This is a genomic window from Streptomyces sp. NPDC059989, from assembly GCF_042736975.1.
Lineage (GTDB): Bacteria > Actinomycetota > Actinomycetes > Streptomycetales > Streptomycetaceae > Streptomyces.
This window is the reverse complement of the sequence record NZ_JBHWUO010000009.1, coordinates 105,033-130,430: the sequence shown is the minus strand read 5'-3', so window position 1 is coordinate 130,430 and position 25,398 is coordinate 105,033. Positions and strand designations below refer to the sequence as shown.

The 25,398-nt window shown below is 72.3% G+C and carries 25 protein-coding genes; 5 read left to right on the top strand and 20 right to left on the bottom strand.

Annotated features, from left to right (window positions below; translation table 11 throughout):
* Positions 1-10 precede the first annotated feature (10 nt).
* The 18 genes from hypE to ACFWBN_RS10665 form a co-directional block, all read right to left on the bottom strand.
* Positions 11-1,090 (bottom strand): hydrogenase expression/formation protein HypE, encoded by a 1,080-nt coding sequence (gene hypE, locus ACFWBN_RS10750; protein ID WP_385173816.1) that lies wholly within the window; start codon positions 1,088-1,090, stop codon positions 11-13.
* Positions 1,083-2,216, bottom strand: coding sequence for a hydrogenase formation protein HypD (hypD, locus tag ACFWBN_RS10745; RefSeq protein WP_385173813.1), 1,134 nt, complete (start codon positions 2,214-2,216; stop codon positions 1,083-1,085). Before hypD ends, hypE begins: the two co-directional genes overlap by 8 nt.
* Entirely contained in the window at positions 2,213-2,545 is a 333-nt protein-coding gene (locus tag ACFWBN_RS10740) for a HypC/HybG/HupF family hydrogenase formation chaperone (protein ID WP_385173810.1), read from the bottom strand. Before ACFWBN_RS10740 ends, hypD begins: the two co-directional genes overlap by 4 nt.
* Entirely contained in the window at positions 2,514-4,934 is a 2,421-nt protein-coding gene (hypF, locus tag ACFWBN_RS10735; protein WP_385173808.1) for a carbamoyltransferase HypF, read from the bottom strand. The genes ACFWBN_RS10740 and hypF overlap by 32 nt, the downstream gene beginning before the upstream one ends.
* A complete protein-coding gene (gene hypB / locus ACFWBN_RS10730; protein WP_385173805.1) occupies positions 4,934-5,740 on the bottom strand; it encodes a hydrogenase nickel incorporation protein HypB in 807 nt (268 codons plus the stop codon). Before hypB ends, hypF begins: the two co-directional genes overlap by 1 nt.
* 3 nt (positions 5,741-5,743) lie before the next feature.
* On the bottom strand, positions 5,744-6,139 hold the full coding sequence (gene hypA / locus ACFWBN_RS10725) for a hydrogenase maturation nickel metallochaperone HypA (protein WP_385173802.1): 396 nt from the start codon (positions 6,137-6,139) through the stop codon (positions 5,744-5,746).
* 131 nt (positions 6,140-6,270) lie between these two features.
* The gene (locus ACFWBN_RS10720; protein WP_385173799.1) at positions 6,271-6,375 is read right to left on the bottom strand and encodes a DUF6893 family small protein; all 105 of its coding nucleotides are present in this window, start codon (positions 6,373-6,375) and stop codon (positions 6,271-6,273) included.
* Positions 6,372-6,935, bottom strand: coding sequence for a hydrogenase maturation protease (locus tag ACFWBN_RS10715; protein WP_385173796.1), 564 nt, complete (start codon positions 6,933-6,935; stop codon positions 6,372-6,374). Before ACFWBN_RS10715 ends, ACFWBN_RS10720 begins: the two co-directional genes overlap by 4 nt.
* The gene (locus tag ACFWBN_RS10710; RefSeq protein WP_385173793.1) at positions 6,932-8,362 is read right to left on the bottom strand and encodes a hypothetical protein; all 1,431 of its coding nucleotides are present in this window, start codon (positions 8,360-8,362) and stop codon (positions 6,932-6,934) included. The genes ACFWBN_RS10715 and ACFWBN_RS10710 overlap by 4 nt, the downstream gene beginning before the upstream one ends.
* Complete coding sequence (locus ACFWBN_RS10705; protein WP_385173790.1) at positions 8,359-9,063, bottom strand: DUF6084 family protein; 705 nt, start codon at positions 9,061-9,063, stop codon at positions 8,359-8,361. The genes ACFWBN_RS10710 and ACFWBN_RS10705 overlap by 4 nt, the downstream gene beginning before the upstream one ends.
* Positions 9,060-9,725, bottom strand: a complete 666-nt coding sequence (locus ACFWBN_RS10700; RefSeq protein ID WP_385173787.1) for a DUF5947 family protein — start codon at positions 9,723-9,725, stop codon at positions 9,060-9,062. Before ACFWBN_RS10700 ends, ACFWBN_RS10705 begins: the two co-directional genes overlap by 4 nt.
* Positions 9,722-10,264 (bottom strand): hypothetical protein, encoded by a 543-nt coding sequence (locus ACFWBN_RS10695; RefSeq protein ID WP_385173784.1) that lies wholly within the window; start codon positions 10,262-10,264, stop codon positions 9,722-9,724. The genes ACFWBN_RS10700 and ACFWBN_RS10695 overlap by 4 nt, the downstream gene beginning before the upstream one ends.
* A complete protein-coding gene (locus tag ACFWBN_RS10690; protein WP_385173781.1) occupies positions 10,261-12,045 on the bottom strand; it encodes a nickel-dependent hydrogenase large subunit in 1,785 nt (594 codons plus the stop codon). The genes ACFWBN_RS10695 and ACFWBN_RS10690 overlap by 4 nt, the downstream gene beginning before the upstream one ends.
* Before the next feature lie 70 nt (positions 12,046-12,115).
* Positions 12,116-13,171 (bottom strand): hydrogenase expression protein HypE, encoded by a 1,056-nt coding sequence (locus ACFWBN_RS10685; RefSeq protein WP_385173778.1) that lies wholly within the window; start codon positions 13,169-13,171, stop codon positions 12,116-12,118.
* Positions 13,172-13,267: 96 nt separating this feature from the next.
* A complete protein-coding gene (locus tag ACFWBN_RS10680; RefSeq protein WP_385174080.1) occupies positions 13,268-15,037 on the bottom strand; it encodes an enoyl-CoA hydratase-related protein in 1,770 nt (589 codons plus the stop codon).
* Positions 15,038-15,243: 206 nt separating this feature from the next.
* Positions 15,244-16,146: a geranyl diphosphate 2-C-methyltransferase gene (locus tag ACFWBN_RS10675; RefSeq protein ID WP_385173775.1), complete on the bottom strand. Its 903-nt coding sequence runs from the start codon at positions 16,144-16,146 to the stop codon at positions 15,244-15,246.
* A gap of 2 nt (positions 16,147-16,148) precedes the next feature.
* Complete coding sequence (locus ACFWBN_RS10670) at positions 16,149-17,546, bottom strand: family 2 encapsulin nanocompartment cargo protein terpene cyclase (RefSeq protein ID WP_385173772.1); 1,398 nt, start codon at positions 17,544-17,546, stop codon at positions 16,149-16,151.
* Positions 17,547-17,644: 98 nt separating this feature from the next.
* Positions 17,645-19,054: a family 2B encapsulin nanocompartment shell protein gene (locus ACFWBN_RS10665; RefSeq protein WP_385173769.1), complete on the bottom strand. Its 1,410-nt coding sequence runs from the start codon at positions 19,052-19,054 to the stop codon at positions 17,645-17,647.
* Between the two features lie 334 nt (positions 19,055-19,388).
* Here ACFWBN_RS10665 and ACFWBN_RS10660 point away from each other — a divergent pair, with 334 nt between their 5' ends.
* Entirely contained in the window at positions 19,389-21,089 is a 1,701-nt protein-coding gene (locus tag ACFWBN_RS10660) for a serine/threonine-protein kinase (RefSeq protein WP_385173766.1), read from the top strand.
* Between the two features lie 42 nt (positions 21,090-21,131).
* On the opposite strand, the gene ACFWBN_RS10655 is transcribed toward ACFWBN_RS10660, so the two are convergent.
* Positions 21,132-21,539 (bottom strand): RidA family protein, encoded by a 408-nt coding sequence (locus ACFWBN_RS10655; protein ID WP_385173763.1) that lies wholly within the window; start codon positions 21,537-21,539, stop codon positions 21,132-21,134.
* 144 nt (positions 21,540-21,683) lie between these two features.
* Between ACFWBN_RS10655 and ACFWBN_RS10650 the strand changes: the two genes are divergently transcribed.
* Positions 21,684-22,064, top strand: coding sequence for a winged helix-turn-helix transcriptional regulator (locus tag ACFWBN_RS10650; RefSeq protein WP_385173760.1), 381 nt, complete (start codon positions 21,684-21,686; stop codon positions 22,062-22,064).
* Here the strand turns inward: ACFWBN_RS10650 and ACFWBN_RS10645 are convergent.
* A complete protein-coding gene (locus tag ACFWBN_RS10645; RefSeq protein WP_385173757.1) occupies positions 22,028-22,879 on the bottom strand; it encodes an alpha/beta fold hydrolase in 852 nt (283 codons plus the stop codon). The genes ACFWBN_RS10650 and ACFWBN_RS10645 overlap by 37 nt on opposite strands.
* A 62-nt stretch (positions 22,880-22,941) precedes the next feature.
* On the opposite strand from ACFWBN_RS10645, the gene ACFWBN_RS10640 reads away from it, so the two are divergent.
* The 3 genes from ACFWBN_RS10640 (at position 22,942) to ACFWBN_RS10630 (ending at position 25,148) form a co-directional block, all read left to right on the top strand.
* Positions 22,942-23,361, top strand: a complete 420-nt coding sequence (locus tag ACFWBN_RS10640; protein ID WP_385173754.1) for a MarR family winged helix-turn-helix transcriptional regulator — start codon at positions 22,942-22,944, stop codon at positions 23,359-23,361.
* Between the two features lie 183 nt (positions 23,362-23,544).
* Positions 23,545-23,763, top strand: a complete 219-nt coding sequence (locus ACFWBN_RS10635) for a three-helix bundle dimerization domain-containing protein (protein ID WP_385173751.1) — start codon at positions 23,545-23,547, stop codon at positions 23,761-23,763.
* Positions 23,764-23,927: 164 nt separating this feature from the next.
* Positions 23,928-25,148 carry a PP2C family protein-serine/threonine phosphatase gene (locus ACFWBN_RS10630; RefSeq protein WP_385173748.1) on the top strand — a complete coding sequence of 407 codons (1,221 nt, stop codon included), beginning with the start codon at positions 23,928-23,930 and terminating at the stop codon, positions 25,146-25,148.
* The last annotated feature ends 250 nt before the right edge of the window (positions 25,149-25,398 follow it).

The window sequence follows — 25,398 nt, the reverse complement described above, 5'->3', positions numbered from 1 at the left end:
CGCCGCGGCGTCAGCAGATCCTGGGCAGCTGCTCCCCGATCGGCAGGTCGACCACGCGCGTACCGCCGAGGCCGGTGCGGGCCACGACCAGGCCCGGGTGGGCCTCGACCGCCTCGCCGATCACCGCGGCGCGCCGGCCCAGCGGATGGGCGCGCATCGCGTCGAGTACGGCTTCGGCGTGTTCGCGGGGTACGAACGCCACCAGCTTGCCCTCGTTGGCCACGTAGAAGGGGTCGAGGCCGAGGATCGCGCAGGCGTTGGCCACGGCGTCCGGGACCGGCACCCGGCCCTCGTGGATCACGACCCCGGCCCCGGAGACGGCCGCGATCTCGTTCAGGGCGGCCGCCAGCCCCCCGCGGGTGGGATCGCGCAGTACGTGCAGGTCGGGGGTAACCGCGAGCATCGCCTGCACGAGCCCGCCGAGCGGCGCGCAGTCGCTCTCGATCTCCACACCGAAGCCGAGGCCCTCGCGGACGCTCATGATCGCCACGCCGTGCAGCCCGATCTCGCCGCTGACGATGACGACATCGCCGGGTACGACGCGCTGCGGGCGCAGGTCCACCCCGTCGGGGATCAGCCCGATGCCCGCGGTGTTGAGGTAGATGCCGTCGCCGTGGCCGGCTTCCACGACCTTGGTGTCACCGGTCGCCACCTCCACGCCGGCGGCGCGGGCGGCCGCGCCGAGCGCTTCGGCGACCCTGGCCACCACAGAGATCTCGACGCCCTCCTCCAGGATGAATCCGCAGGACAGGTAGGCGGCCCGGGCTCCGCTCATGGCCAGGTCGTTGACCGTGCCGTTGACGGCGAGGTCCCCGATGCTGCCGCCGGGGAAGAACAGCGGCCGCACCACGTACGAGTCGGTGGAGAAGGCCAGCCGCGCCCCGCCGAGGGTGACCGCGGCCGAGTCGCCGAGCTGGGCGAGCACCTCGCCGCCGAAGGCGGGGGCGAAGACGTGCTCGACGAGTTCGGCGGAGAGCGCGCCGCCGCCTCCGTGGCCCATCACCACGCGGGGCCGGTCGCGCAGCGGGGCGGGACAGGTCCAGCCGGCGAGGTCCGGTGCGGACCCGGAGTCCAGTACGGTCTCAGACAACGGGGCTCGCCTCCAGCGGTGCGGTCTTGGCGGTCGGGATGTCCAGGCGCCGGTAGAGGTAGTACGCGGCGCACGCGCCCTCGCTGGAGACCATCGTGGCGCCGAGCGGGGTGCGCGGGGTGCAGGTGGTGCCGAAGGCCTCGCACTCGTGCGGTTTGAGCAGGCCCTGGAGCACCTCGCCGCTGCGGCACTCGGCCGGCTCGCGCGTGGTGATGCCCGACACGGAGAAGCGGTGCTCGGCGTCGAATTCCCGGTAGCGGTCCGACAGCCGCCAGCCGCTCCGCGGGATGACCCCGATCCCGCGCCAGGCACGGTCGGTGACCTCGAAGACGTCCTCCAGCATCGCGAGGGCGGCCGGGTTCCCCTCGGACCGGACGGCGCGCGCGTAGGCGTTGTCGACGGTGTGCTCGCCCCGCTCCAGCTGGTGTACGGCCCGGCGTACGCCTTCCAGGATGTCGAGCGGCTCGAAGCCGGTCACCACGATCGGAACGCGGTGGCGCGCGGCCAGTTCGGGGTACTCGGCCGTGCCCATCACGCTGCACACGTGCCCGGCGGCGAGGAAGGCCTGGACCCGGCAGCTCGGGGAGGTCATGATCGCCTCGATCGCCGGGGGCACCCGGACGTGGGAGACGAGCAGGCTGAAGTTCGGGATGCCGAGCCGCTTCGCCTGATAGACCGTCATGGCGTTGGGCGGCGCCGTGGTTTCGAAGCCGATGCCGAAGAACACGACCTCGCGGTCGGGGTTCTGCCGGGCGATCCGCAGGGCGTCGAGCGGGGAGTAGACGACGCGCACGTCGCCGCCCTCGCTGCGCACCTGGAAGAGGTCGCGGCCGGTCCCCGGGACGCGGAGCATGTCGCCGAAGGAGCAGAAGACGACCCCGGGGCGGGAGGCGATCTCCAGGGCCTTGTCGATGACCTCCAGCGGGGTCACGCACACCGGGCAGCCCGGTCCGTGGATCAACTCCACCTGGTCGGGGAGCAGTTGGTCGATGCCATGTCTGATGATGGTGTGGGTCTGGCCCCCGCAGACCTCCATCAGCGCCCAGGGCCGGGTCACGGTGGCGTGGATGTCGTCGAGCAGCCGGCGGGCGAGGGCCGGGTCCTGGAACTCCTCGATGTACTTCACTGCTGCGCCACCTCCTGCGGGACGTCTTCCGGATCGTCGGTGAAGGGCCAGGGGGCGCCGCCGGCCTCGGCGGCGAGCTCCCAGGGATCGCCGAACTCCTCTTGGAGCATGCCGAGCTGGGCGAACAGTTCGAGGGTCTGCTTGGCCGACTCCTCGTCCAGGCGCTGCAGGGCGAACCCGACGTGGACGATGGCGTACTCGCCGACCTGGAGGTCCGGCAGGTATTCCAGGCACACTTCCTTGACCACACCGCCGAAGTCGACGGTGGCCATGCGGGTGCCGTCCTGCTCCCCGATGTCAATCACTCTGCCGGGTACCGCCAGGCACATGGGCGTCTCCTTGCTGTGGGTGTTCCGTGGCAGGGGCCGCAGCCGCCACCATGAGCTGGCCGAGTGCCAGTCCCCCGTCGTTCGGGGGGACCCGGTGGTGGCGCAGTACGGTGAAACCGTGCTCCCGGAGCAACCGGGAACAGGCCGACGAGAGCAGGGTGTTGGCGAGGACTCCGCCGGTCAGCGCCACGGTGTCGAGGCCGTGCCGTTCGCGCGCCGAGACGCAGAGCGCGCCGACGAGCGCGGCGACCGCGGCGTGGAACCGGGCGGCGATCAGCGGCGGCGCGGCGCCCGCGCTCAGGTCGGCCACCACGGCGGCCAGCAGGGGGGCCGGGTCGGCGGTGACCGGGGCCCCGGTCGCGGGCTCCGGGTGGCGCAGGGCGAACCGGTACGCCGCCGGGTCCGGGACCCCGGAGGGCCCCGCGAGGGCGGCCGCCTCCAGTTCGACGGCGGCCTGGGCCTCGTATCCGGCGTGGTGGCAGACCCCGGCGAGGGAGGAGACGGCGTCGAAGAGGCGTCCCATGCTGGAGGTGGGCGCGCAGTTCAGGTTCCGCTCCAACTGGCGCTGCAGTACCCGTAGTTCATCGGGCGGGCAGGCAGCCACCGGTGGCAGGTCCGCGGTCCAGTCGATGCCCGCCGCCCACAGGTGCGCCAGGGCCATGCGGTACGGGCGGCGCACCGCGGCGTCGCCGCCCGGGAGGGGGACGTACGCGAGGTGTGCGAAGCGGGTGTACCCGGTGTAGTCGGCGAGCAGGGTCTCACCGCCCCACACCGCGCCGTCGTCGCCGTATCCGGTGCCGTCGAAGGCGATCCCGATCACCCGGCGGGTTCCGTCCAGTCCGTGTTCGGCCATCGCCGAGGCGATGTGCGCGTGGTGGTGCTGGACGCGGACCAGCGGACGGGCGCCCGCCCGCCGCCCGGCCCAGTGCGCGGAGCGGTAGCCGGGGTGCTTGTCCGCGGCGAGCAGGCCCGGGGTCACTCCGGTGATCGACTCCAGCTGCCGCTCGGCGCGTTCGAAGACCTCCTGCGTGGCCAGGTCGTCCATGTCGCCGATGTGCGCGGACAGCCAGGCCTTGCGGCCCTCGCCGAGGCAGAAGGCGTTCTTGAGGTCTCCCCCGGCGGCGAGCGTCGCCGGTACGGGCAGCGGCAGCGTCAGGGGCAGCGGGGCGTGGCCCCGCGAGCGGCGGACGGTCAGCGGTTCGCCGTCGCAGACGCGCACCACGGAGTCGTCGCACGGCACGTGGATGGGGCGGTCGTGGGTGAGCCAGGCGTCGGCGAGCCGGCCGAGGCGCTCCAGGGCCTCGGCGTCGTCGGTGACGATGGGTTCGCCCGACAGGTTGCCGCTGGTCATCACGAGCAGGCGGGGGCCGGGCGGGTCTCCGGGGAGTCCGAGGAGCAGGTGGTGCACGGGCGTGTACGGGAGCATCACGCCGAGGTCGGGGCAGCGCGGGGCGACCTCGTCGAGGGCCCTGCCGAGCGCCGTGGGCGTCGGGGCCGCCGGCTCCGGGCGGCGGCGCAGCAGCACGATGGGCCGGGCCGGACCGGTGAGCAGGGCCCGCTCGGCCGGGTCGAGGTGCACGAGGGGTTCGATGTCGGTGAGGGCGCGGACCATCAGGGCGAACGGCTTGTCCCCCCGGGCCTTGCGGCGGCGCAGCTCGGTCACGGCCGCCGGCCGGGTGGCGTCGCAGGCCAGGTGGTAGCCGCCGAGGCCCTTGACCGCGAGGATCGCCCCCTCGGCCAGCAGCCGGCGGGCCTCCGCCACCGGGTCGGCGCCCGCCGCCCCGCCTGCCACCTCGCGCGGCGGCGTCCCGGCGAGGAGCCGCAGCCGGGGCCCGCAGGCCGGGCAGGCCACCGGCTGGGCGTGGAAGCGCCGGTCGGCCGGGTCGGCGTACTCCCGGGCGCAGTCGGGGCACATCGGGAACCGGGCCATGGTGGTGTGGGCCCGGTCGTACGGCAACCCGGTGACGATGGTGAAGCGGGGCCCGCAGTGGGTGCAGGTGATGAAGGGGTGCCGGTGGCGCCGGTCGGCCGGGTCCGCGAGCTCGGCGAGGCAGTCGGCACAGGTGGCCACGTCCGGGGAGACGAGCGTGCGCGCGGGTCCGCCGGAGCGGGAGGCGACGATGGTGAAGCCGGCGCCGCCCGCGACGGGGACCTCGCAGTGGTCGACGGCGTCCACGACGGCCAGCGGCGGGGCGTCCGCCGCGAGGCGCTCGCAGAAGGCGGACACGGCCGCGGGCGCGCCTTCGACCTCGGCGACGACGCCCTCGGGGGTGTTGGTGACGTGCCCGGCGAGGCCGAGTCCGGTCGCGCGGGTGTACACGTACGGGCGGAAGCCCACGCCCTGCACCACCCCGCGGACGAGCACGCGGCGCCGTTGGACGGCCTCCATCAGCGGGCCTGCGCCACGGCGGGGTCCGGGTGCGCGTGTGGGTGCGTGTGAGGGTGCGGATGCGGATGCACGTGACCTGCCTGCCCCTCCTCGTAGTGGTGGTGGTGGTGCGCCTGGGGCTCCTGGGCCATCACGGGTGCGTGCACCGCACCGCCGGCGCCGACCGCCAGAGCCCGGTCCAGCAGTGCTCCCGCGCCCTCGCCCGCACGGGCCGAGGTCAGCACCACCTCCACCCCGGGGTTGACCTGCTGGACGTGCGCGCGGAAGGCGTCCTCGTCGAACTCCACGGCCCGCGCGATGTCCGTCTTCGTCACCACCACCAGGTGGGCCAGTCCGAACGCCGTCGGGTACTTGAGCGGTTTGTCCTCGCCCTCCGTCACCGAGGCCAGCACGACGCGCAGGGACTCCCCCAGGTCGTACGAGGCCGGGCAGACGAGGTTGCCGACGTTCTCCACGAACAGCAGCCGGGTGTCGGCCGGCAGCCAGCCGTCCAGGTGGCGGCCGAGCATTCGGGCCTCCAGGTGGCAGAGCCCGTCGGTGAGCACCTGCTTGACCGGGACGCCCGAACGCGCCAGCCGTACGGCGTCGTTCTCGGTGGCCAGGTCCGCGGTCAGCGCGGCGACGGCCACTCCCCGCTGCCGGGCGAGCAGCAGCTCCTGTTCCAGAAGTGCCGTCTTCCCGCTGCCCGGGCTGGAGAGCAGGTTGACGACGGTCGTTCCGCGGGCGGTGAGTTCGGCGCGCAGGACCTGCGCCGCCTCCTCGTTCTTGGCGAGCACCGCCTGCTGCAGGTCGACCACTCGGCACATGGTTCAGGCCTCCTCGGGGATCGGTTCGCGGTCGGGGCGCCGGGCGGGGCCGTCGTCCCAGTGGACGCTGAGGATCTGCAGCTCGCGGCCCGCGAGCAGTTCCACCGCCGTGGCCTTGCCGCAACCGGGACAGCACAGGTCGGGGGGCATCCCGACGGCCCATTCGCCCGTACAGGAGCCGCAGCGCGCGCGGGCGGGGACTGATTCGGTGGTGAGCTCGGCCCCTTCGAGGACCGTTCCGGCACAGGCCAGCTCGAAGCAGAAGGCGAGGGAGTCGGGAACCACGCCCGCCAGCTCTCCGACCTGGAGCCGTACGGAGGTCACGGCCCGCGCCCCGCCGGCTCGCGCCGCCTCTTCCACCTGGCCCACGACGGCCATGGCGATCGACATCTCGTGCATCGGACTCCGTCCTGCCGGGGCCATTACACCGGCGGGACCGGAGCGCGGCGGGCAAGCACGCCGACACCACGCCCGCCCGGTACGCCATTCGGGCGCCCGGGCGGGCAGTGTCACATCACACCAGTGTCACGTCACATCCGGGCCATCCTCAGATAGCGCCTGAGGTCGGGGAAGACCTGGATCGCCACGGCGGCCAGGGCGGCGGCCGCCGCCCCGCAGATGAAGGCTCTCTTCATGGGGTTCTCCTCAGTTCACGGGGAGGCCTCGGGTCTTCGGTCTGGGGCGTGAGCAGGTCCAGGACCATGCGGACGGCCTGCGGCACGGCTGCGGCCACGGGCGGGCTCAGGCCGATGCCCTCCTCGACGGAGGCGGGTTCGCAGCCCACGACCAGGGTGCGCCGGGGCGGGGTGGAGCCGGTGCCGGCGCACAGGGTGCCCAGCAGGGCCAGGACGGCGTCGGGGGTCATGTGGTGCCCGTCGAGTACGGCGGCGCCGGGCCCGGCGGCCTCCCCGGCCTCCCCGGCCCCGTCGGGCTCCGCGGGTTCGGTGCACGCACCGGCCTCGATGAGGTGGAGCGTTCCCGGGGCGCCGCCCCGGGCGGTGGCATCTACGAGGACGAGCGTGTCGTAGCCGTCGAGGAGCTGGTAGGCGAGGTGGACCCCGCGCACGCCGAAGTCCACCACCTCCACCCCCTCCGGCAGGGGGTGCGCGCCCAGAGCGCGCACCGTCTCGACGCCGAAGCCGTCGTCGCCGAGGAAGACGTTGCCGATGCCCGCGACCAGGATCCGGGCCCTCACGCGTCCTCCAGGGGGGTGACCTCGTCGGGCTGGAAGTACAGGAACCTGCCCTGCTCCCGGCGGATGTCGGCCCCGGGGTCGCCTTCGACGGTGACCGCGAGGTGCACTCCCCCGTCGACGTCGTGCAGGACGCCCTCGACCTGTGCGCTGCGCCCGTGGAGGAACAGGTCCTGGGCATCGGTGCGGCGCAGGCCCGGCCGCAGCAGGACGCGGCTGCCCGCGCCCACGGACGTGCCGTCGATCAGGATCCGGTCGCGGGCCGGGTCGGCGGGGTCGGCGTGCGCCGGGTCCCACCAGGGGGTGTCCGGCTTGAACACCGCTTCGTCCCCGAGGAGTTCGCCGACGGCCAGCGGCAGGTCGGGCGCGGCCGGGTGGGTGATCTCCCGCAGGGCCCGGACCGCGCCGTGCAGGCGTTCCAGTACCTCGGGGGGCATGGAGTCGGCCAGGTCGATCACGGCGGCGGCGCGGGCGTCCGTCCCGCGGGCCTCGCGCTTCTCCTGGTCGGTCAGGGCGGCCGTGCGCAGGGCGAGGATCTCGTCGATCTCGGTGGCGTCGTACATCGCGCCGGCGCTCTCGGGGGCGATGGCGGCGTGGTCCTCCAGGATGATCGGGGAGGAGAGGACCACGTCCGCGCGGCCCGGTTCCCCGGCGAGCACGGGCCAGGTGTGCCGGTTCTCGCAGGTCGCGACGGCGGCCCTGGCCCACTCGGGCGGGTCGGTCATCGACAGGAAGGAGCCGGAGTCGAGACCCAGCAGCAAGTGGGCCGCGACCAGCGACCGCGGCAGGGCCGCGTCCCGGTCGGCGCCGTCCGCCTCCGGGGTCCAGGCGCTGGTGTTCTCCACGACGGCGGTGAGCTTGAACGCCCGGTAGGGGACGTTCAGTTCCTCGGCGTGCAGCCGCAGCACGCCGTCGATCCGCTCGGTGCGGCGGACCAGGCGGCCCCGCTCCCGGCCGTCGGCTCCGAGGACGGGCTCGGTCTCCGTACGGGCCGGCCGGGCAAAGGCGAGGGTGATCTCTCCGGCCGCCAACTCGGCCACGGAGACGGTCATTTCGACGCGTTCCTCGGTCCCTTCGTCCCAGGGGACCAGGACCCGGTCCGGCAGGTGGAGCTCGGGCACGGCCGCGAAGGCGCCGTCGGCGCGGGCCTCTTCGACCGTACGCCGCTGCGCGTGCAGGAAGCGCAGCTCGACGGCGAGGGTCGCCGCCCCTCTGGGCTCCATCACCAGCTCGGTCCGCTGGCAGGAGTGCTCGTCGTGCGCCGTGCCCCACACGGGCGGGACCAGTACGCCGAACTGCCAGCGCAACCGGTTCTTGGCCGCCGAGGCCCGGTAGGGGTACAGCACGTACCCCTCGAACAGGACGGCATCGGCAACCTGCCGGGCGGCCGCGAAGCGGGCGTTCGCCGCGGGCAGGGAGGTCGTGGTCATGGGGCGGCCCTCCCGGTGACGCGCTGCAGTACGGGGGCGCCGGTCCGGTGCGGGTCCGGGGGCGGCGGCTCGGCGATCACCGCGGCGTCCAGGAGGGCCCGTACGGTCGACTCCCAGGAGGCGAGCGCGTGCCGCGACCGGTAGGCGAGGAGCTCCGCCATCGTGTCGTGCGGCAGGCGCAGCCAGCCGCAGCCGGGGAAGTGCTGCTCGATCATCTCCCGCCACACGGCCACGGGCATCCGGTACGGGGCTTCGCGGTCCCAGGGCACGGGCTCGACGTGGAAGCCCCCGGACCCGGTGAAGGCGGTTCCGGAGAACAGCATCAACAGTGGTGCCTCGCCTTCTTCGAGGGCGTCGAAGTAGCGGGCGGCCGCGATGTCCATGTCGTAGGTGCAGGGCACGGCCACCTCGGTCTCGGTCTCCCCGGTGAAGCTCGGGACCATGACGGCGACCTGGGCGAACTGGAGGGGCTGGAGCGTGCTGCCCCAGCGGGACCGCTCGCCGAACAGGTCGTGCAGCGCGGCGGCTTCGCCGGGTCCGTAGCCCCGTCCGGCCGGTTCGATGCGGAGCTGGCAGCGCAGCGCGAGGGCGTGGACGCGGGTGTCCGGGGAGGCGGTGATGCGCAGCCGGAAGACGAGGGTGGGGCCGGCGGCGTACGGATCGGCCCGGACTCCGGTACAGGTGAAGGCGAATTCGGTCACGGCCGTGCCTCCGCGACCGCGGCCGGGGGCGCCACGGCCTTGGAGCGCCGTTCGACCTCGTCGAAGAAGGTCCGCAGCGCGGCGCGGGCCTCGGCTCCGCCGTCGAATCCCTGCCACAGCAGCCGCATCCGCCCCACCAGTTCGTAGCAGATGTCGATCGGCACCAGGTAGCACTCGGTCCGGCCCTCGGAGCGGCGCAGCAGCAGGGCCTCCACGTCGGGTTCGAGGAGTCCGGCCAGCCGGCCGGCGCCGAGTACCTGCTGCCAGGTCCGCGGATCGAGTTCGCTCTCGGTGGCTCCGGCCGGGCTCGGGTAGAGGGCGACGAGCCGGTCGAGGGCGGCGTTGCGGAAGAAGAAGGCGACGCCGACCGGGATCTGGAGGAGTTCCCAGGCGCCGTCGTCCAGCCGGTGGCCGGGGTCGGACAGGTAGCGGTCCGGGACGGCGCGGAACCGCCCCGCGCCCGCGCCCGGCCGGTCGAACAGCAGGGCGCAGCCCGTGCAGGCGCAGACGAGCGACCGCTTCTCGGTCTCCACCAGGTGGCGGTGCCCGTCCTCGGCCACCGCCACCCCGCACAGTTCGCAGCTCTCGGGACGCGGTGCGCGGGGCCCGGTGAACCGCCGCAGGCCGCGCGCGGGCGCGGCCCGCGGGTGGCCCGTGCTCACGAAACCCGCGCCGGGGTCTGCGGCCGGGTCCCGATCTGGAGCAGCGTCGGCTGCGGAGCGGCGGGCTCCAGCTCCACCGAGGTCACCTCGGGTGCGAAGGCGGCCACGGCGTCCTCGACCTGCTGCCGGACCGCGTCACCGGTGCTCCCGCAGCCGCAGCCGCTCTCGGTGGCGGCCGCGGACCGCAGCCGCAGGGTGCCGGTGGCCTCCTCGAAGCCGACCGGCTCCACCGGCTGCGCCGCGGCGTCCAGGGCGCGGGCGATCCGGGTGTGCACGTCCTCGGGGTGCAGGTCGTGCAGGGCCAGCAGGCTCGACACCAGCTCGTCGTCGAGCAGCCGGGCGAGCGGGTCGGCGCCGGGCGGGAGTTCGCCGATCCGCTCCACGATCCGGGCCAGTCCGCCCCCGTAGAAGTCCATGAGCGCGCGCACCAGTTCCTCGGCGGCCTCGCGGGCCTGCCGGTCGCCGGAGGCCGCCAGCGCGTCGAGGGCCTCCTCGACCCTCCGGCCCGCTTCCCTGGCCGCGGTCGTTCCGGCGCTCATCCGCCCAGTCCGCTCAGGCCGGTGGGGACGTGCATCGACTTCACCGTCTTGCCGCCGCCGACGTACATGTGGACTCCGCAGGGCAGACAGGGGTCGAAGCTGCGCACGGCGCGCATGATGTCGATGCCCTTGAAGTTCTCCGGGGTGTTCTCCTCGAAGATCGGGGTGTTCTGGACGGCGTCCTCGTACGGTCCGGGGGTGCCGAAGGTGTCGCGGGTGCTGGCGTTCCACGGGGTCGGCGGGTAGGGGTGGTAGTTGGCGATCTTGCCGTCCCGGATGACCATGTGGTGCGAGAGCACGCCGCGCACGGCCTCGGTGAAGCCGACGCCGATGGACTCGTCCGGCACCTCGAACTTCTCCCAGGTCTGGGTGCGTCCGGCGCGGACCTCCGCGAGCCCCTTCTCGGCGCAGTGCAGGGCGATGGCGGCGGCGTAGGCCTGGAAGTACGTGCGGGCGCGGTTGCGCTCCAGCGCGTTGCTCCACTTCGGGATCTTCCACTCGAAGCGGGTCTCGGGCTTGGTCATCGTGCGGGGCAGGGTGATGACGACGCTGTGCCCGGTGGCCTGGACGTAGTCGGTGTGGACGAGTCCGGACAGCGCAGTGGACCACAGGCGGGCGATGGGGCCGCCGCCGGTGTCGAGGGCGAGGTGGTCCTTGCCGTCGAACCAGCGCGGGGACATCACCCAGCTGTACTTGTCGTCGAAGTTCCGCTTCTGCGGGGCGGGGATGGTGTGCTGGTTCCACGGGTGGCGCGGGTCGACCGGGTTGCCGAGCGGGTCGTGGGTGACGAACTGCTCCTGGCCCTGCCAGTCGTCGTAGTACGAGCTGCCGAGCAGGATGCGGATGCCGAGGTTGATCTCGGTGAGGTCGTTGGTGACCAGCTTCCCGTCGACGACCACGCCCGGGGTGACGAACATCTTCCGTCCCCAGTCGGACATGTTGGCGTACGTGAAGTCGCAGTACTCGGGGTCGTTGAGCGCGCCCCAGCAGCCGAGGAGCACCCGGCGCCGGCCGACCTCCTCGTACCCGGGCAGTGCCTCGTAGAAGAAGTCGAAGAGGTCGTCGTGGAGCGGGACGACGCGCTTCATGAACTCCACGTACCGCATGAGGCGGCTCATGTAGTCGGTGAAGAGCTGGACGGACGCGATCGTGCCCACGCCGCCCGGGTAGAGGGTGGAGGGGTGCACGTGGCGGCCCTCCATGAGGCAGAACATCTCGCGGGTGTAGCGGCTGACCTGGAGGGCCTCGCGGTAGAACTCGCCCTCGATGGGGTTGAGGGAGCGCATGATGTCGGCGATGGTCTTGTAGCCGTGCTCGCCGGCGTGCGGGGCCTGGGTGCGCTCGGCCAGTTCGAGGACGCCCGGGTTCGTCTCGCGGACCATCTTCTCGCAGTAGTCGACCCCGACCAGGTTCTCCTGGAAGATGTTGTGGTCGAACATGTACTCCGCGGCTTCGCCCAGGTTGATGATCCACTCGGCGAGGTGGGGCGGCTTCACCCCGTAGGCCATGTTCTGGGTGTACACGGAGCAGGTGGCGTGGTTGTCGCCGCAGATCCCGCAGATGCGGCTGGTGATGAAGTGCGCGTCGCGGGGGTCCTTGCCGCGCATGAAGACGCTGTAGCCGCGGAAGACCGAGGAGGTGCTGTAGCACTCCGCGACCCGCTTCTGCTTGAAGTCGATCTTCGTGTGGATGCCGAGGCTGCCCACGATCCGGGTGATCGGATCCCAGGCCATCTCCACCAGGCCGCTGCCGTCGCCGGCCGCCTTCGTCTTCGGTGCCATCGTGTCTGCCGTGACCCTTCTTGCTGCTCTTGCGCGGAGTTCGTAGCGGGTGAGGACGTCGGGGCCGGTATCACCAGGGCGGGCGGTAGCCCGTGGTCAGCTTCTGGCCGGAGCGGCGCCACTTCGGCTCCTGGTCCACGGTGTGCGCCGTGATCGAACGGAGCCTGCGGACCACGGCGCCGTACGCCCCGCTGGCCTTGCTCGACACCTTCGCGCCGGGGGGCTCGTCCATGAACGGCATGAACTTGTCGGGGAAGCCGGGCATCGTGCAGGCGATGCAGATGCCGCCGACGTTCGGACAGCCGCCGATGCCGTTCATCCAGCCGCGCTTGGGGACGTTGCACTTGACGACGGGACCCCAGCAGCCGATCTTGACCAGGCACTTCGGGGAGTCGTAGGTCTTGGCGAACTGGCCCTGCTCGTAGTAGCCGGCGCGGTCGCACCCCTCGTGCACGGTGGCGCCGAACAGCCAGGTCGGGCGGAGCTTGTCGTCGAGCGGGATCATCGGGGCGGAGCCGGCCGCCTGGTAGAGCAGGTAGGTGAGGGTCTCGGCGAAGTTGTCCGGCTGGATCGGGCAGCCCGGCACGCAGACGATCGGGATGCCGGCCTTGGAAGTCCAGTCCCAGCCCAGGTAGTCGGGCACGCCCATGGCGCCCGTGGGGTTGCCCTCCATCGCGTGGATGCCGCCGTACGTGGCGCAGGTGCCGATCGCCACCACGGCGAGCGCCTTGGGCGCGAGGCGGTCGATCCACTCGCTGGTGGTGATGGGCTGGCCGGTCTCGGGGTCGTCGCCGAAGCCGCACCAGTAGCCCTCGGGCTTGATCCTCTCGTTGGGGATCGAGCCTTCGACGACGAGCACGAAGGGGTCGATCTCGCCGCGCTCCCCCTTGAAGAACCATTCGATGAAGGTGTCCGCGCCGCCGACCGGACCGCATTCGAAGTCGATCAGCGGCCAGTGCACGGCGATCTTGGGCAGGCCGGGGAGCGTGCCCGTGACGATGTCCTCGATGCTGGGCTGCATCGCTGCCGTCAGGGACACCGAGTCGCCGTCGCAGCTCAGTCCGGCGTTGATCCAGAGGATGTGGATCGGGGGGTCCTCTACCGTGCTGGGCGTTGCTGCATCCATGAGGATCGCTCCTTGGGGAGGGATGCGGGAGGGGTGCGGCCGGGGGCCGGGGGTGCCGTGGAGGCGGGGGGTTTCCGGTCCGCCTCACCCTTCTTGCTAGCAGTCCGCGGGGCCCGTTGCCCTGTCGTGCTGGGCCGGTCCAGTGACGGCGGGCCGCCGGGCGGGGAGCGGGGCCGTGCGCCGGCCGGGCACGGCCCGCGCCAGGTGTGGCGGGGTCCGGTCCGGGGGCTCCTTGCGCACGAAGGCGCGGCGCAGCGCGTGGTGGGGGGCCTGCGGGTCGAAGAAGGTCTCCCGCATCCGTGCCAGCTCCGCCTGCCGGTAGGCGGACAGCGGCCGGACCGCCTCGTCCCGGTCGAGCCGGTCCTTCTTGCGGGCGATCGCGGCCTGTGTGGCGGGTGAGGCCGCCAGGCGGGCCGCGAGCCGGGCGGTCTCGGCCGCGAAGTCCTGTGGGCCGCAGGTGATGGTGCGGTCGGTCAGCCCGAGCCGGCGGGCGGCGTCGGCGCTGAGCGGCAGGGCCTCGGTGGTGAGGCGCTCCGCCACTCCGGTGCCGACGCGGCGGGGCAGGGTGTAGGTCCAGTACTCCGACCCGTACAGCCCCATCAGCCGGTAGTGCGGGTTGAGGACCACCCCCGCCCTGCACCAGACCTCGTCGGCGGCGAGGGCGAGCATGGCCCCGCCGGCGGCCGCGTTGCCGCCGAGGGCGGCCACGACGAGCCGGTCGGTGGTGGTCAGCACGGCCTCCACCAGGTCGTCCATGGCGCCGATGTTGGCCCAGGACTCGGCGGCGGGGTCGGCGGCCGCCTCGATGACGCCGAGGTGGATGCCGTTGGAGAAGAAGTCGCGGCCGCCGCCGAGGACGAGTACGGAGGTGGGGCGGGAGCAGGCCGTACGGTAGGCCGCCAGCAGGCGCCGGCACTGCTCGGTGCTCATGGCGCCGCCGGGGAAGGAGAACGACAGGAAGCCGGCGCCTCCCTGCTCCCGGTAGCCGATGTCGGCCCAGGTCCGCACCGGGGGGTCGGCGTACGGCGGGGCGGGGATCTCGGGCAGCGGCGGGAGCCGGTCCCCGAGGGCGAGCGTGGCGGGCAGTTTGACGGGGGCGGGCTCCCCGGGGACGCGCCGGGCCCGCAGTTCGGGGATCCACACGGCTCCGTCGGCCGTGGCCCGGCAGACCGCGCCCGCCCTGGTGGCCAGGAGCGCTCCGGGACGGCCGTGCAGCCGGTCCTCCGGATGTCCGCCGTGGAGGTACCACTGGCCGCCGAGCAGTTCGTCGAGGACTCCGGGCTGCGAGTCGGCGGCGCGCAGGGCTCGTACGACGCTCTCCGTGGTGTCGTGGGCCCAGTCGATCCGGCGCTGTTCCTGGCGCAGGTAGGGCCGGGCGCGGCCGGAGCGCTGCGGCTGCGGCACGTGGGTGCCGGAGGCGAAGCGGTCGACGGCCAGGAGTACGGCGGCCAGCGCCGCGTCGGCGATCTCGCCGCGGTAGGCGTCGCTCTTGCCGACGGGCGGCAGCGGGCAGTCGACGGATGCCCAGACGTCGCCGGCGTCCATTTCCTCGTCGGCCTGCAGGACGGTGACGCCCCATCGCGTCGCGTCCTGGGTGATGGCCCAGTCGAGCGAGGAGGGACCCCGGTCGCCGACGGGCCCCGGGTGGACGATCAGGCAGGTGTGCGCGGACCAGACCTCGCGGGGGACGGCCGTCTTCAGCATCGGTGCCAGGACGAGGTCGGGCCGGTGGCGGCGGACGGCGTCGGCCAGGGAGTCGCCGGACAGGACGAGTTCGACCGCGACGTGGTGGCCGTGGTCCCTCAGTTCGGCGTGGACCCGCTGGGTGAGGCTGTTGAACGCGCTGGCGGCGAGCAGGACGTGCACGTGATCTCCCAAGCGACCGGACCTCGGTGATCGTCAGCCGGAACGGGTACGGCCGCTGGCGATCGTCGGCCGCGGCCGCCCGCCGGACGCCGAGGCGGTGCGGGGGTGTCACTCGGAAGGGGGGCGGGTGGGCCGCCACCTGGTGGATGCGCGCCGGGGCCGGGCCCGTCGGGTGACGGGCCCGGCCCCTTGGGGTCGCCGGTCGGTCAGATGCGGTCGGCCGCGATCAGGACGTACTGGAAGGAGCCGTCCTTGTAGGACTCGATGAACGCCTCTTCGATGCCGGTGACCAGCGAGGACGTGGCCCGCAGCTCCCAGTAGGGCAGGGTCGCCGGAGTCAGGTCGATGACCGCCTGCGGTACGAGACGGTTGTCGGCCATGGCGCGCAGGTACTCCCGGCGGGAGTGGATGTTGCACTCGAAGTGCGCGTTGATCTGCGAGACCCACTTCGAGGGCTGGCCGTAACGCGGGTTCCAGCAGCCGGTGATGGTCACGTAGCGGCCGCCGACCGAGAGGACGCGGGAGTGCTCGGCGAAGAGGTCGTGCAGGTCGACGTACATGCTCGACTCGTTGTTCCACGAGGCGGCGGCCTGCCCGGTCTCGAAGGGCGTGTTGAGCATGTTGCAGACGCGGGCGCGGACGTGGTCCTCGATGCCGAGTTCGCGGGCACGCTGGTTGGCGAACTCGGCCTGCTTGGCCGACAGGGTGACGCCCTCGACCTTGCAGCCGAAGCGCTGGTGGGCCATGACCATCGAGCCGCCGCGGCCGCAGCCGGCGTCCACGAGGGTGTCGTCGCGCCCGATGGGGCCGAGGTGGTCCAGGAGGACCTCTGCCTGCGCCGACTCCAGCCGGTGGAGCTCGGCGACCAGCTTCTTCTCGTACTCGCTGTCGGTGGTGTCGCCGAGGGCGGCGTGGTCGACGTCGCCGATGCCGTAGTGGTGGTGGTAAAGGCCGTCGACGTCGCCGAGCCGCAGGTTCACGGGCCTGGCCTCGTTGTTCCAGTACCGGGCGATGTCCCCCTGGTACGGCGTCGCCGGGGACGGGATGATCACGGCGGTGTCGGCAGAAGTGGCGGTGGTGAGATCGGTGCCAGTCACGGATAAGTCCATCCTTACCAGAAGTCGGGCAGGCTGTAGCGATAGGTGTTGGTCTGGTGCCAGTAGTGGTTGCCGTCGACCCATACGGCCACGCCCCGCAGGAAGCGCAGCACGCTCGGGACGGGGCAGGCGGCGGCCAGCGCGGCGGCTTCGGCTTCGAAGCCGTGCATGAGGTCGTTGTGGACCTCGACCGCCTTCAGGTAGGCCTCCTGCACGGAGACGCCCTCCCGTTCGGCGATCACCACGGGCAGGTTCAGGTGCCGGCCGGGGCTGGCGAGTTCCTTGGTGTACGAGTACAGGTCGTTGACGATGGTGGTGGCGTTCGAGGCGAGGGCGATGACGCGCTGCATGGCGGGCTGGGCGTGCAGGTCCGCCGGCAGTTCGTAGCCGCCGACGCTGTCGGTGATGGTGGGGCAGGGGCGGAAGTTGTTGAACTGCCGCATCGACAGGTACTCCCACACCTCGGGGACGTACTCCGTCTCGGCCCACGCCGCCTCGGCGAGGTACCCCATGTGCAGGCGGGCCATGTCGTGCCGGAAACGATCCGCCTGGGAGGCGGTGGCCAGCTGGACGAAGTACTCCATGGCGGAGCGGTAGGCGCGCCGGGGCGCGTCCGAATGGAGCGACCGCGCCCACTCCGGCTCGTACTCCTTCGTCGTGTGGAGGGGGTCGAGCGCCGTGTGCGCCAGCAGGAGGCGTCCGCCGAGGCCGATGGGCGAGCCGCCGTGGTCCTCGCAGTAGCAGTCGTCGACCGCGTTCTCGGCGACCATCAGCCGGGTGGCGAGCATCAGGTGCTCGATGGTGGGGGCGTCCGGGTGGCAGGCGACCATGTAGCGCCCGACGTGGAAGCCGTCGAACTGGTCCTCCCAGTCCTCGGGATACAGCTCGACCTCGTCGAGCGCCCACGCCTTGATCCTGCGGCTGACCTCCTCCACCCGCGCCGGATCGGGATCCGGCACCGGGTGGTAGTAGAGGCCCGGGATCGGATTGCCCGGCACCGGTGCGCCGGGCTCCGCAGGTGCCGCGGGCTCCGGAGGCGCCGCGGGCTCCGGAGGCGCCGCGGGCTCCGGAGGCGCCGCGGGCTCCGGAGGCGCCGCGGGCTCCGGAGGCGCCGCGGGCTCCTCGCGCCGGGCCAGGTGCAGCCCCTCCGTTCCCAGACCGCTCGGGCCGCGCAGGATCCGTGCCAGGGCGGGGTCCGGCTGCCACGCCGGAGCGGCACCCTCCTGCGGTACGGGCACGGCCCCGGGGGGACGCATCGCGCCGGGGACGGAGGGCAGGGACGGCAGGGCGGGCCGGGTGGCGACGGCCGCTTCGGAGCCGGCGCCCTGGGCGGTGGCGAGGACATGGGCCCCGAAGCGGGCCGCGGCGCCAGGCAAACTCGACTGCTGAGGGGAAGGCCCGGGATCGGGCATCCGTGGCTCCTTGTTGAGGTGGGTGGGCTGTTCCTGATCCCGGGCATGCTCGGTCGACCCGGGTGGGTCCGGGTGGTCGTGGCCCTCGGGCAGGTCCGCTAGTCGCGCCTGCGGGCGATCTGTACGTTCTCCAGCACGCCGAGCGCGTCGGGCACCAGGATGGCGGCGGAGTAGTAGGTGGTGACCAGGTAGGAGATGATCGACTTCTCGTCGATGCCCATGAAGCGCACCGACAGGCCCGGCTCGTACTCCTCCGGCAGACCGGTCTGGCGCAGGCCGATGACGCCCTGGTTGTCCTCGCCGGTTCGCATGGCGAGGATCGAGCTGGTGTTGTCCTTGGTGACGGGGATCTTGTTGCAGGGCAGGATCGGGACCCCGCGCCAGGCCGGGACCGACTGTCCGCCGACGTCGACGTGGTCCGGGTAGAGCCCGCGGGCGTTGAGCTCGCGGCCGATCGCCGCGATCGTCCGGGGGTGGGCGAGGAAGAGCTTGGTGCCACGGCGGCGGCAGAGCAGCTCGTCGAGGTCGTCCGGGGTGGGCGGGCCCGAGTGGGTCTGGATCCGCTGCTTGAAGGCGGCGTTGTGGAGCAGACCGAACTCCCGGTTGTTGACCAGTTCGTGCTCCTGGCGCTCGCGCAGCGCCTCGATGGTCAGCCTGAGCTGCTCCTCGGTCTGGTTGTGCGGCCCGTTGTAGAGGTCGGCGACCCTGGTGTGGATCCGCAGCACGGTCTGCGCGATGGAGAGCTCGTACTCGCGGGGCTTGAGCTCGTAGTCGACGAAGGCACCGGGCAGTTCGGCCTCGCCCGTGTGGCCGGCCGACATCGCGATCTCGGCCTCGCCGTGCTTGTTCTGCCGCTGGTGGGGAAGCGAGCTGAACCGCTGGATGTGGGCCTGGAGGCTCGGTGCCGAGGACAGCACGGCGGCGAACTCGGTGCGGGACAGGGTGAGCAGGGTGCCGGGGGTCTCGGCGGTGGCGGTGTAGTCCCACTGGGCGTCGGCGTCCAGCAGGGCGTTCTCGCCGAACGGTTCGCCGTCGGCGAGGACGGCGACGGCGACCGCGTCGCCGTACTTGCCGACGGAGGTCTGGCTGATCCGGCCGTGGGCGATCAGGTGGATCTGATCGGCGGGGGTACCGCGCTCGACCAGTACCTCGCCGGCCCGGAAGTCGCGCTGGACGCACCGGCCGGCGATCGCGGCCAGCACTTCCTCGTCGTCGAAGCCGCGCAGCAGGGCCAGTTCGCCGAGCTCGCGGGGGATCACCCGGACGTCGCCGCCGTCCTGGATGAACTCGATGCGTCCGTCGCCGACGGTGTAGCTCAGCCGGCGGTTCACCCGGTAGGTGCCGCCCTTGGTCTCCACCCAGGGGAGCATCCGCAGCAGCCACCGGGAGGTGATCTCCTGCATCTGCGGGGCGGACTTGGTCGTGCTGGCAAGGTTGCGGGCGGCAGCCGTGCTCAGGCTGGACTGGGGCGTTTCCAGCTGGGCTTCCGGGCTGGTGTCAACGGTCATCGGGGCGGGCGCTCCTTCGCAAGGGCGGCGATGGGCATGCGTGCGCATCACCGGTGAAAGAGAAAAAAGGGGGCGAATATCCGGGAATCCATCCAGATCCCGGGGAACACTAACGGCCCGTGCGCCCGGACGCCCTTGAGAAACCCCCGGCATTACCTCGATGCAGTGATCTTGTCTCCGGTGGCGTTTGCGAGGACTGCGGACCGTATTCGGCCACCGGTTGGCGATGGCCGGATCTGGCCGGACGTCCCGCCGCCGGGAGGCGTCGGAGGACTTCGATACGCTCTCTGCGGCGTTCGGGGCACGGGTAGGGCGCAACTGTCGTCACCAGGGGATGAGTCGTATGAGCGGTGCACCGTCCGTGGAACCCTTCCAGCCCTTGAGGGACGACGACCCTGTCGTCGTGGGCGGCTACCGATTGGCGGCGGTCCTGGGCGCGGGCGGCATGGGCAAGGTGTACCTGTCGTTCACGCCCGGCGGGCGGCCCGTCGCGCTGAAGGTGATCCGGCCCGAGTTCGGTGAGGATCCCGAGTTCCGCCGCCGCTTCCAGCGGGAAGTGCAGTCCGCCCAGCGGGTGCAGGGCCTGTACACGGCACCGGTCATCGACTTCGACACCGACGGCGCACAGCCCTGGCTCGCCACCCTCTACGTCCCCGGGCCCTCGCTCGCCGAAGCGGTGTCGACATACGGCGCACTGCCGCTGCGCAGCGTGCTCCTGCTGACCGTCGGGGCCGCCGAGGCCCTGCACGTCATCCACGCCGCCGGCATCGTGCACCGCGACCTGAAACCCGGCAATGTCCTGCTCGCCTCGGACGGCCCGCGCGTCATCGACTTCGGCATCGCCCGCGCCGCCGACACCACGGCCCTCACGGGCACCGGCATCAGCGTGGGCACGCCGTCGTTCATGGCGCCCGAACAGGCGGCGGGCGCCACCGTGACGCCCGCGACCGACATCTTCGCCCTCGGCCAGATCGCGGCCTACGCGGCGATCGGGGCGCCCGCCTACGGCGACGGCCCCTCCCACGCCGTCCTGTACCGGATCGTCCACGAGGACCCCGACCTCAGCCGGCTGCCCTCCGAGCTGCGGCCGCTGATCTCCCGCTGCCTCAGCCGCGATCCGGCCGGGCGGCCCGCCCTGACCGAGATCATCGAGCTGTGTCACGGCCTCTCCCCCGAACCGTTGCGGCAGGGCGGGGACTGGCTGCCGCAGACGCTGGCCGGGTCCCTCACCGCCCGCCGGCAGCTCCCGGAGCCCGCCCGCACGCCGCCGCCCCCCGCCGCGCCGACTCCCACCGCGTACTCCCCTCACGTGCCGCCGCCCCGCGGGGTCGACCCGTACGCGCCGACCGGCTTCGGGCCGCCGTCCGCACCCACGCAGACCGCGCCGGGCAGGCCGGGAATGCCGCCGGCGGGACCTGGTTTCCCGCCCACCCCGCCGCCTCGCCGGGAACGGAAGGCCCTCGGCCGGATCCTCGGCGGTGCGGTGGCGGTGCTGGTGGTCGCGCTGTTCGTCTACAACCCGTTCTTGCACGACGGCTCGGGCGAGGACGGCTCCAAGCCCCCCGCCACCGGCAGCTCCGCATCGGCGTCGGGCGGGAAGCGGCCGGACCCCCAGCCCGTCGAGTACAAGGGCATCAACCTGACCGAGAACTACTTCGTGATGCTGGCCGACAACCCGCCGCGTCCGACCGGCAAGGAGGGCGCCGGCTTCGGCAGCAAGGGCGACGTGTACTACCAGCCGAGGGTGCTCAACGTGGTGGACCGCGACGAGATCACCACGGGCAACGGCAAGCTGGTGCTGCTGAACAGCGGGCAGCAAGGATCTCTGGACACCTGCCGCTCGGAGACCCGTTACAGCAAGTCGATCCGCCTCGACCAGCTCGGCGACGGCTCCCAGCTCTGCGTCCTGAGCGATGCCGGACACATCGCGCTGGCGACGTACCGCGGCAAGTCGGGCGGCAACGATCCGAGCAAGTACATCACCCTCGACCTGACCATCTGGCGCAACGCCGAGGATCCGCAGAAGAAGGGGTGAGCGGGGTGGGCCGCGGCGGACCCACGAACTCGCGCCGGCTGTTCAGTCGATGACCGCGGTGGCTTCCAGCTCGACCAGGTGCTCGGGTACGTCCAGTGCCGCGACGCCCAGCAACGAGGCCGGCGGGACCGGTGCGGCCCCCAGCTTCGCGGCCGCCCGGGTGATGCCCTCCATGAGCTGGGGCATCTTGTCGGGGGTCCAGTCGACGACGTACAGGGTCAGCTTCGCCACGTCGTCGAAAGTGGCACCGACCTCGGCCAGGGCGGTGGCGACGTTGTGGTAGCACTGCTCGACCTGCGCGGCGAGGTCGCCTTCGCCGACCGTGACGCCGTCGGCGTCCCAGGAGACCTGCCCGGCGACGAAGACCAGCTTCGACCCGGTCGCGATCGACACCTGCCGGTAGGCGTCGATTTCCGGCAATCCGCTGGGGTTCACGAGGGTGATGGGCATGGTTTCCTGCCTCCATTGTCATGAGAGCCCGCGAGCCCGCTCGCAGCGAGCCACGGCGCGATCGCTCTCTTGTGGTTACTCAGGAACCGTAGGAAAGTGGCCACTGACATGGAAGAACGCACTTTTTGGTGACTGAGGAACCTCATGGGAACCAAGCAGTTCACGGGCGCGCCCGACGAAGCGGACCTGAGACGCGCGGACTCACTGGCGCGGGAGATCTTCTCCGAAGTCGCCAACAAGTGGGCGCTCCTGATCATCGAGGCCGTGGGTGACGACACCCTGCGCTTCAGCGAGCTGCGGAACGAGATCGAGGGCATCAGCCACAAGATGCTCACCCAGAACCTGCGCATGCTGGAGCGCTACGGACTGATGGTGCGGACCGCGCATCCCACCGTGCCGCCGCGGGTCGAGTACACCCTCACCGAAGCGGGCCAGGCCCTGCGGGTGACGATCGACGGACTGTGCGACTGGACCCACCGGTACCTCGGTCACATCGAAGCCTCCCGCCACCGCTTCGACGCCTGACGGGAGTCGGCGGGGTCGGCGCGGTCACCGGTGCCGGCGATCGTCTCGCGCAGGTAGCCGTCGATCGCGGCGAAGGTCGCTTCGGGCTGTTCCAGCTGTGGCAGGTGGCCCGCCCCGGGGATGACGTGGAGCCGGCCACCGCCGAAGGCTTCGGCGTACGCGGCACCGTAGGCGGGAGTGACGATGCGGTCGCTCTCACCCCACAGCAGGAGAGCGGGAACGTCGACTCGCCCCAGCCGGCGGAGCAGCTTCGGGTCGTGCATGTACGGATCGCCGGCGAGGACGCGCAGGGCGGCCATGTTGTCGCGCTGGAGGGCGAGTTGCCCGGCGGGCAGCGTCTCGGGACCACGGTGGAAGCGGGCCGGGTCGTGCCAGGCGTACTCGGCCACACCGCGCGCGTCGAGCGCGAAGAAGTCCCTGATCGGCTCGGCCTCCACGTGGACTCCGACGGGGTCGATCAGGACGAGTCCGGTGATGATGCCACCGGCGTCCCGTACGGCCATCTCCGCCGCGGTCCAGCCGCCGATCGAGGAGCCTACGACCAGGACGTCACGCAGCCCGCGGTCGTGGAGGTGGTGCAGGTAGGCGAGGGCGAGATCGTCGATGCCGGTCAGCCATGCCGGGCGGTGGGTGCCGTCCCATCCCGGGTGGACGGGCGTGATGGCGTGCGCGGACCGTGCGAGGTGGGACGAGAGCCCGGCGACGGTGGCCGGTCCCCCGCCGCCGTGCAGGATCAGGCACGGCCTGCCGGTTCCGGCTTCGGTCAGGGTGAGGGACAGGTCCGGGTACAAGGCGACGCTCTTGGGTGAGGGCATGCCCGGCACACTAACTAAGCTTGTTTATATAAACAAGCTTAGTTGTGCCCTAGACTTGGTTCATGCCCGATGAACTGCAGGCCCTTGGAAGAGCGGTCAAGCACGCCCAGTACAAGCAGCACCGCGCACTGGACAGCCGCCTCGCCGCCGCCGGCACGACACTGGCGCAATGGGACGCCCTCCGCGCGATCAGCCGGGAGCCCGGGGCGCCGGCCCGCGCCCTGGCCGCGGCGACGTTCCAGAGCGAGCAGGCCTTCGGCACGCTCGCCGGCCGGCTGACGGCCCTGGGCCTGATCGACCGCAGGCCGGGCACGGGCCGGCGCATCGAGCACTACCTCACCCCTGCCGGGGAAGAGGTCCTGAGCGCAGGACACCGCATCGCCGACGAGGTCCTCGCCGCCTGCTACTCCAGCCTGTCCCCGACCGACCGCACCACCCTGCTCGACCTGCTCCAACGCATCGACGGCGGCGTGGGCGCGTAGGCCGGCCGGACCGGGTGCGTAGGCCGGCCGGACCGGGTGCGTAGGCCGGCCGGATCCGGTGCGGCAGGTTCCGGCCGGTGGGCACCGCCGGCGCCCGCGCAGAGCGGCGAAAGATCGACTTCCCGGCGGAAGACCGCTCCGCGAGACTGGGGAAAGGCGATCCCCGAAGGAAGACTGAGGTGCATGATGGCGGAATCGGAGGATGCCCTCACCATCCGGCACGTCGCCGAGCGGCTGATGAAGGAGCACCCTCAACTGGACGCCGGCCTCATACAAAGCTCAGTACGGACGGCGTACGAGGAGCTCAGGTACGCACGTGTGCGTACCTACCTGCCCGTCCTGATGGAACGCAGGGCCAAGGACCTGCTGCCCCCCGACGAACAGGCGGAACGCAGTACCTGATCGGCGCGGAGCCGCGGGGTGGCGCGCCCGGCGCACCCAGACAGGTTGCAGCGGCCCCGATCAGGGCAACGCCTCGCCCCGCATGGCCCACCGGAACGGATGGGGGTGATGAAATGCCTTCCTCGTCGGGCTCCCTGGGGCGGACCAGGGGATATGGAGGCGTCGTGCCGGAACGCGATGGCTTGGAGGCACGCCTGCGCACGATGGAGGAGGCTCTCGAGCGGATCGGAACGTCCTTCGACGAGCGGGCGACCTGGCGGGAGCTGGCGGCATTCGCGTTCCGAACCCTGTGCGACGCCGCGGCTGTGGACGTGATCGGCCGCGGCGGCAGGACCGATCGCGTGGCCGCGGCCGGCACGACGGACCTCTTGGACGGTCTCCCCGCCGAACCCACCCCTGCGGTCCGGGCCCGGGACGAGGGGCATCCCGTGCACGCGTACACCGGCCGTGGCACAGGAGGCTTCGTCCATCTCGTCTCCGTGCCGCTCGTCGGCCGGGGCCGGCTCTACGGAAGGCTGCTCGCGGCCCGGACGCGTGGCGGCTTCAGCGACCACGAGACGGCGACCCTGCATTTCGCGGCACGCCTCGCCTGCGTGCACATCGGACACGCACGGCGCCTGGCGGCCACCGAGAAGATCGCGATCGACCTCCAACGCGCCCTGGTGGCCGAGCCGGGACGACCGCACCCGAACCTGGAGGTCGCCAGCCGCTACCTGCCGCTCGGAGCGCGCGCCCTCGTCGGCGGCGACTGGTTCGAGACCGTGCGGCTGCACTTCGGCAGGACCCTGCTCGTGGTCGGAGACGTCATGGGCCACGGCCTGGAAGCCGCCGTCGACATGAACGCCTACCGCTCCCTCCTGCGCGACGTCGCCTCCACGGATCTCGCCCCGCACCGGGTGCTGCGCCAACTGGACGCGCTGTCGGCGGCGGACGAGAACCGGCGCCCCGCGACCTGCCTCATCGTGCGCGTCGATCCCGCCCGCGGTTTGGCGGTGTACGCCAGCGCCGGACATCTGCCGCCCGCGGTCTTCACGGCCGACGGACCGGGCGAACTGCTGGACGTTCCCGTCGGCCCTCCCCTGGGCACAGGACTCGGCGGATACGAAGCCGTCGCCCTGCCGGTCACGCCCGAGCAGACCGTCCTCCTCTATACGGACGGCCTGGTGGAACGCCGCGGCGAGGACATCGACACCTCGCTGGCCCGGCTCGCGGCGCTGCGCATGACCATCGGAGCAGGGGTCTCGGATGTGGTGGACGCGGTCTGCGACGGACTCGACGCACAGCACGCCGAGGACGACGTCGCCGTCCTCGCCGCCCGCGTCCGCCCCCGGCCACCCCACGACCCCAGCGGCAATGCCGTTCAGCCCGAGCGCATGGGCGCCTGATCGCGGGTCGGCAGCGGCCCGCGGGCTCCGGTCTCGCCGGCCTGGGCCCTGCGGGCGAGTCGGCGTTGCGCATCAGGCCCGCGGGACATCCGAGCGACGCCCCCACAGCCACATGGTTTACAGTGCAACCATCGGTCCGCCCGCAGCTCAGCTGCACCGCGGGCCGCCGACCACGGCCGTCGTACCACCGCCCCCGATCCGGCGGCCTTCCCCCGGGGGCCGGCGCACCACCCCCCGAGTGCGCCGGCCC

Excerpts from the sequence above, each read along its gene's own strand:
- ACFWBN_RS10665 (WP_385173769.1), bottom strand. The coding sequence starts at position 19,054 with ATGACCGTTGACACCAGCCCGGAAGCCCAGCTGGAAACGCCCCAGTCC.
- ACFWBN_RS10675 (WP_385173775.1), bottom strand. The coding sequence starts at position 16,146 with ATGGACTTATCCGTGACTGGCACCGATCTCACCACCGCCACTTCTGCC.
- ACFWBN_RS10740 (WP_385173810.1), bottom strand. The coding sequence starts at position 2,545 with ATGTGCCTGGCGGTACCCGGCAGAGTGATTGACATCGGGGAGCAGGAC.
- ACFWBN_RS10670 (WP_385173772.1), bottom strand. The coding sequence starts at position 17,546 with ATGCCCGATCCCGGGCCTTCCCCTCAGCAGTCGAGTTTGCCTGGCGCC.
- ACFWBN_RS10640 (WP_385173754.1), top strand. The coding sequence starts at position 22,942 with ATGCCCGATGAACTGCAGGCCCTTGGAAGAGCGGTCAAGCACGCCCAG.
- ACFWBN_RS10710 (WP_385173793.1), bottom strand. The coding sequence starts at position 8,362 with ATGACCACGACCTCCCTGCCCGCGGCGAACGCCCGCTTCGCGGCCGCC.
- ACFWBN_RS10660 (WP_385173766.1), top strand. The coding sequence starts at position 19,389 with ATGAGTCGTATGAGCGGTGCACCGTCCGTGGAACCCTTCCAGCCCTTG.
- ACFWBN_RS10655 (WP_385173763.1), bottom strand. The coding sequence starts at position 21,539 with ATGCCCATCACCCTCGTGAACCCCAGCGGATTGCCGGAAATCGACGCC.
- ACFWBN_RS10650 (WP_385173760.1), top strand. The coding sequence starts at position 21,684 with ATGGGAACCAAGCAGTTCACGGGCGCGCCCGACGAAGCGGACCTGAGA.
- ACFWBN_RS10685 (WP_385173778.1), bottom strand. The coding sequence starts at position 13,171 with ATGGATGCAGCAACGCCCAGCACGGTAGAGGACCCCCCGATCCACATC.
- ACFWBN_RS10635 (WP_385173751.1), top strand. The coding sequence starts at position 23,545 with ATGATGGCGGAATCGGAGGATGCCCTCACCATCCGGCACGTCGCCGAG.
- ACFWBN_RS10645 (WP_385173757.1), bottom strand. The coding sequence starts at position 22,879 with ATGCCCTCACCCAAGAGCGTCGCCTTGTACCCGGACCTGTCCCTCACC.
- ACFWBN_RS10690 (WP_385173781.1), bottom strand. The coding sequence starts at position 12,045 with ATGGCACCGAAGACGAAGGCGGCCGGCGACGGCAGCGGCCTGGTGGAG.
- hypB (WP_385173805.1), bottom strand. The coding sequence starts at position 5,740 with ATGTGCCGAGTGGTCGACCTGCAGCAGGCGGTGCTCGCCAAGAACGAG.
- ACFWBN_RS10695 (WP_385173784.1), bottom strand. The coding sequence starts at position 10,264 with ATGAGCGCCGGAACGACCGCGGCCAGGGAAGCGGGCCGGAGGGTCGAG.
- ACFWBN_RS10720 (WP_385173799.1), bottom strand. The coding sequence starts at position 6,375 with ATGAAGAGAGCCTTCATCTGCGGGGCGGCGGCCGCCGCCCTGGCCGCC.
- hypF (WP_385173808.1), bottom strand. The coding sequence starts at position 4,934 with ATGGAGGCCGTCCAACGGCGCCGCGTGCTCGTCCGCGGGGTGGTGCAG.
- hypA (WP_385173802.1), bottom strand. The coding sequence starts at position 6,139 with ATGCACGAGATGTCGATCGCCATGGCCGTCGTGGGCCAGGTGGAAGAG.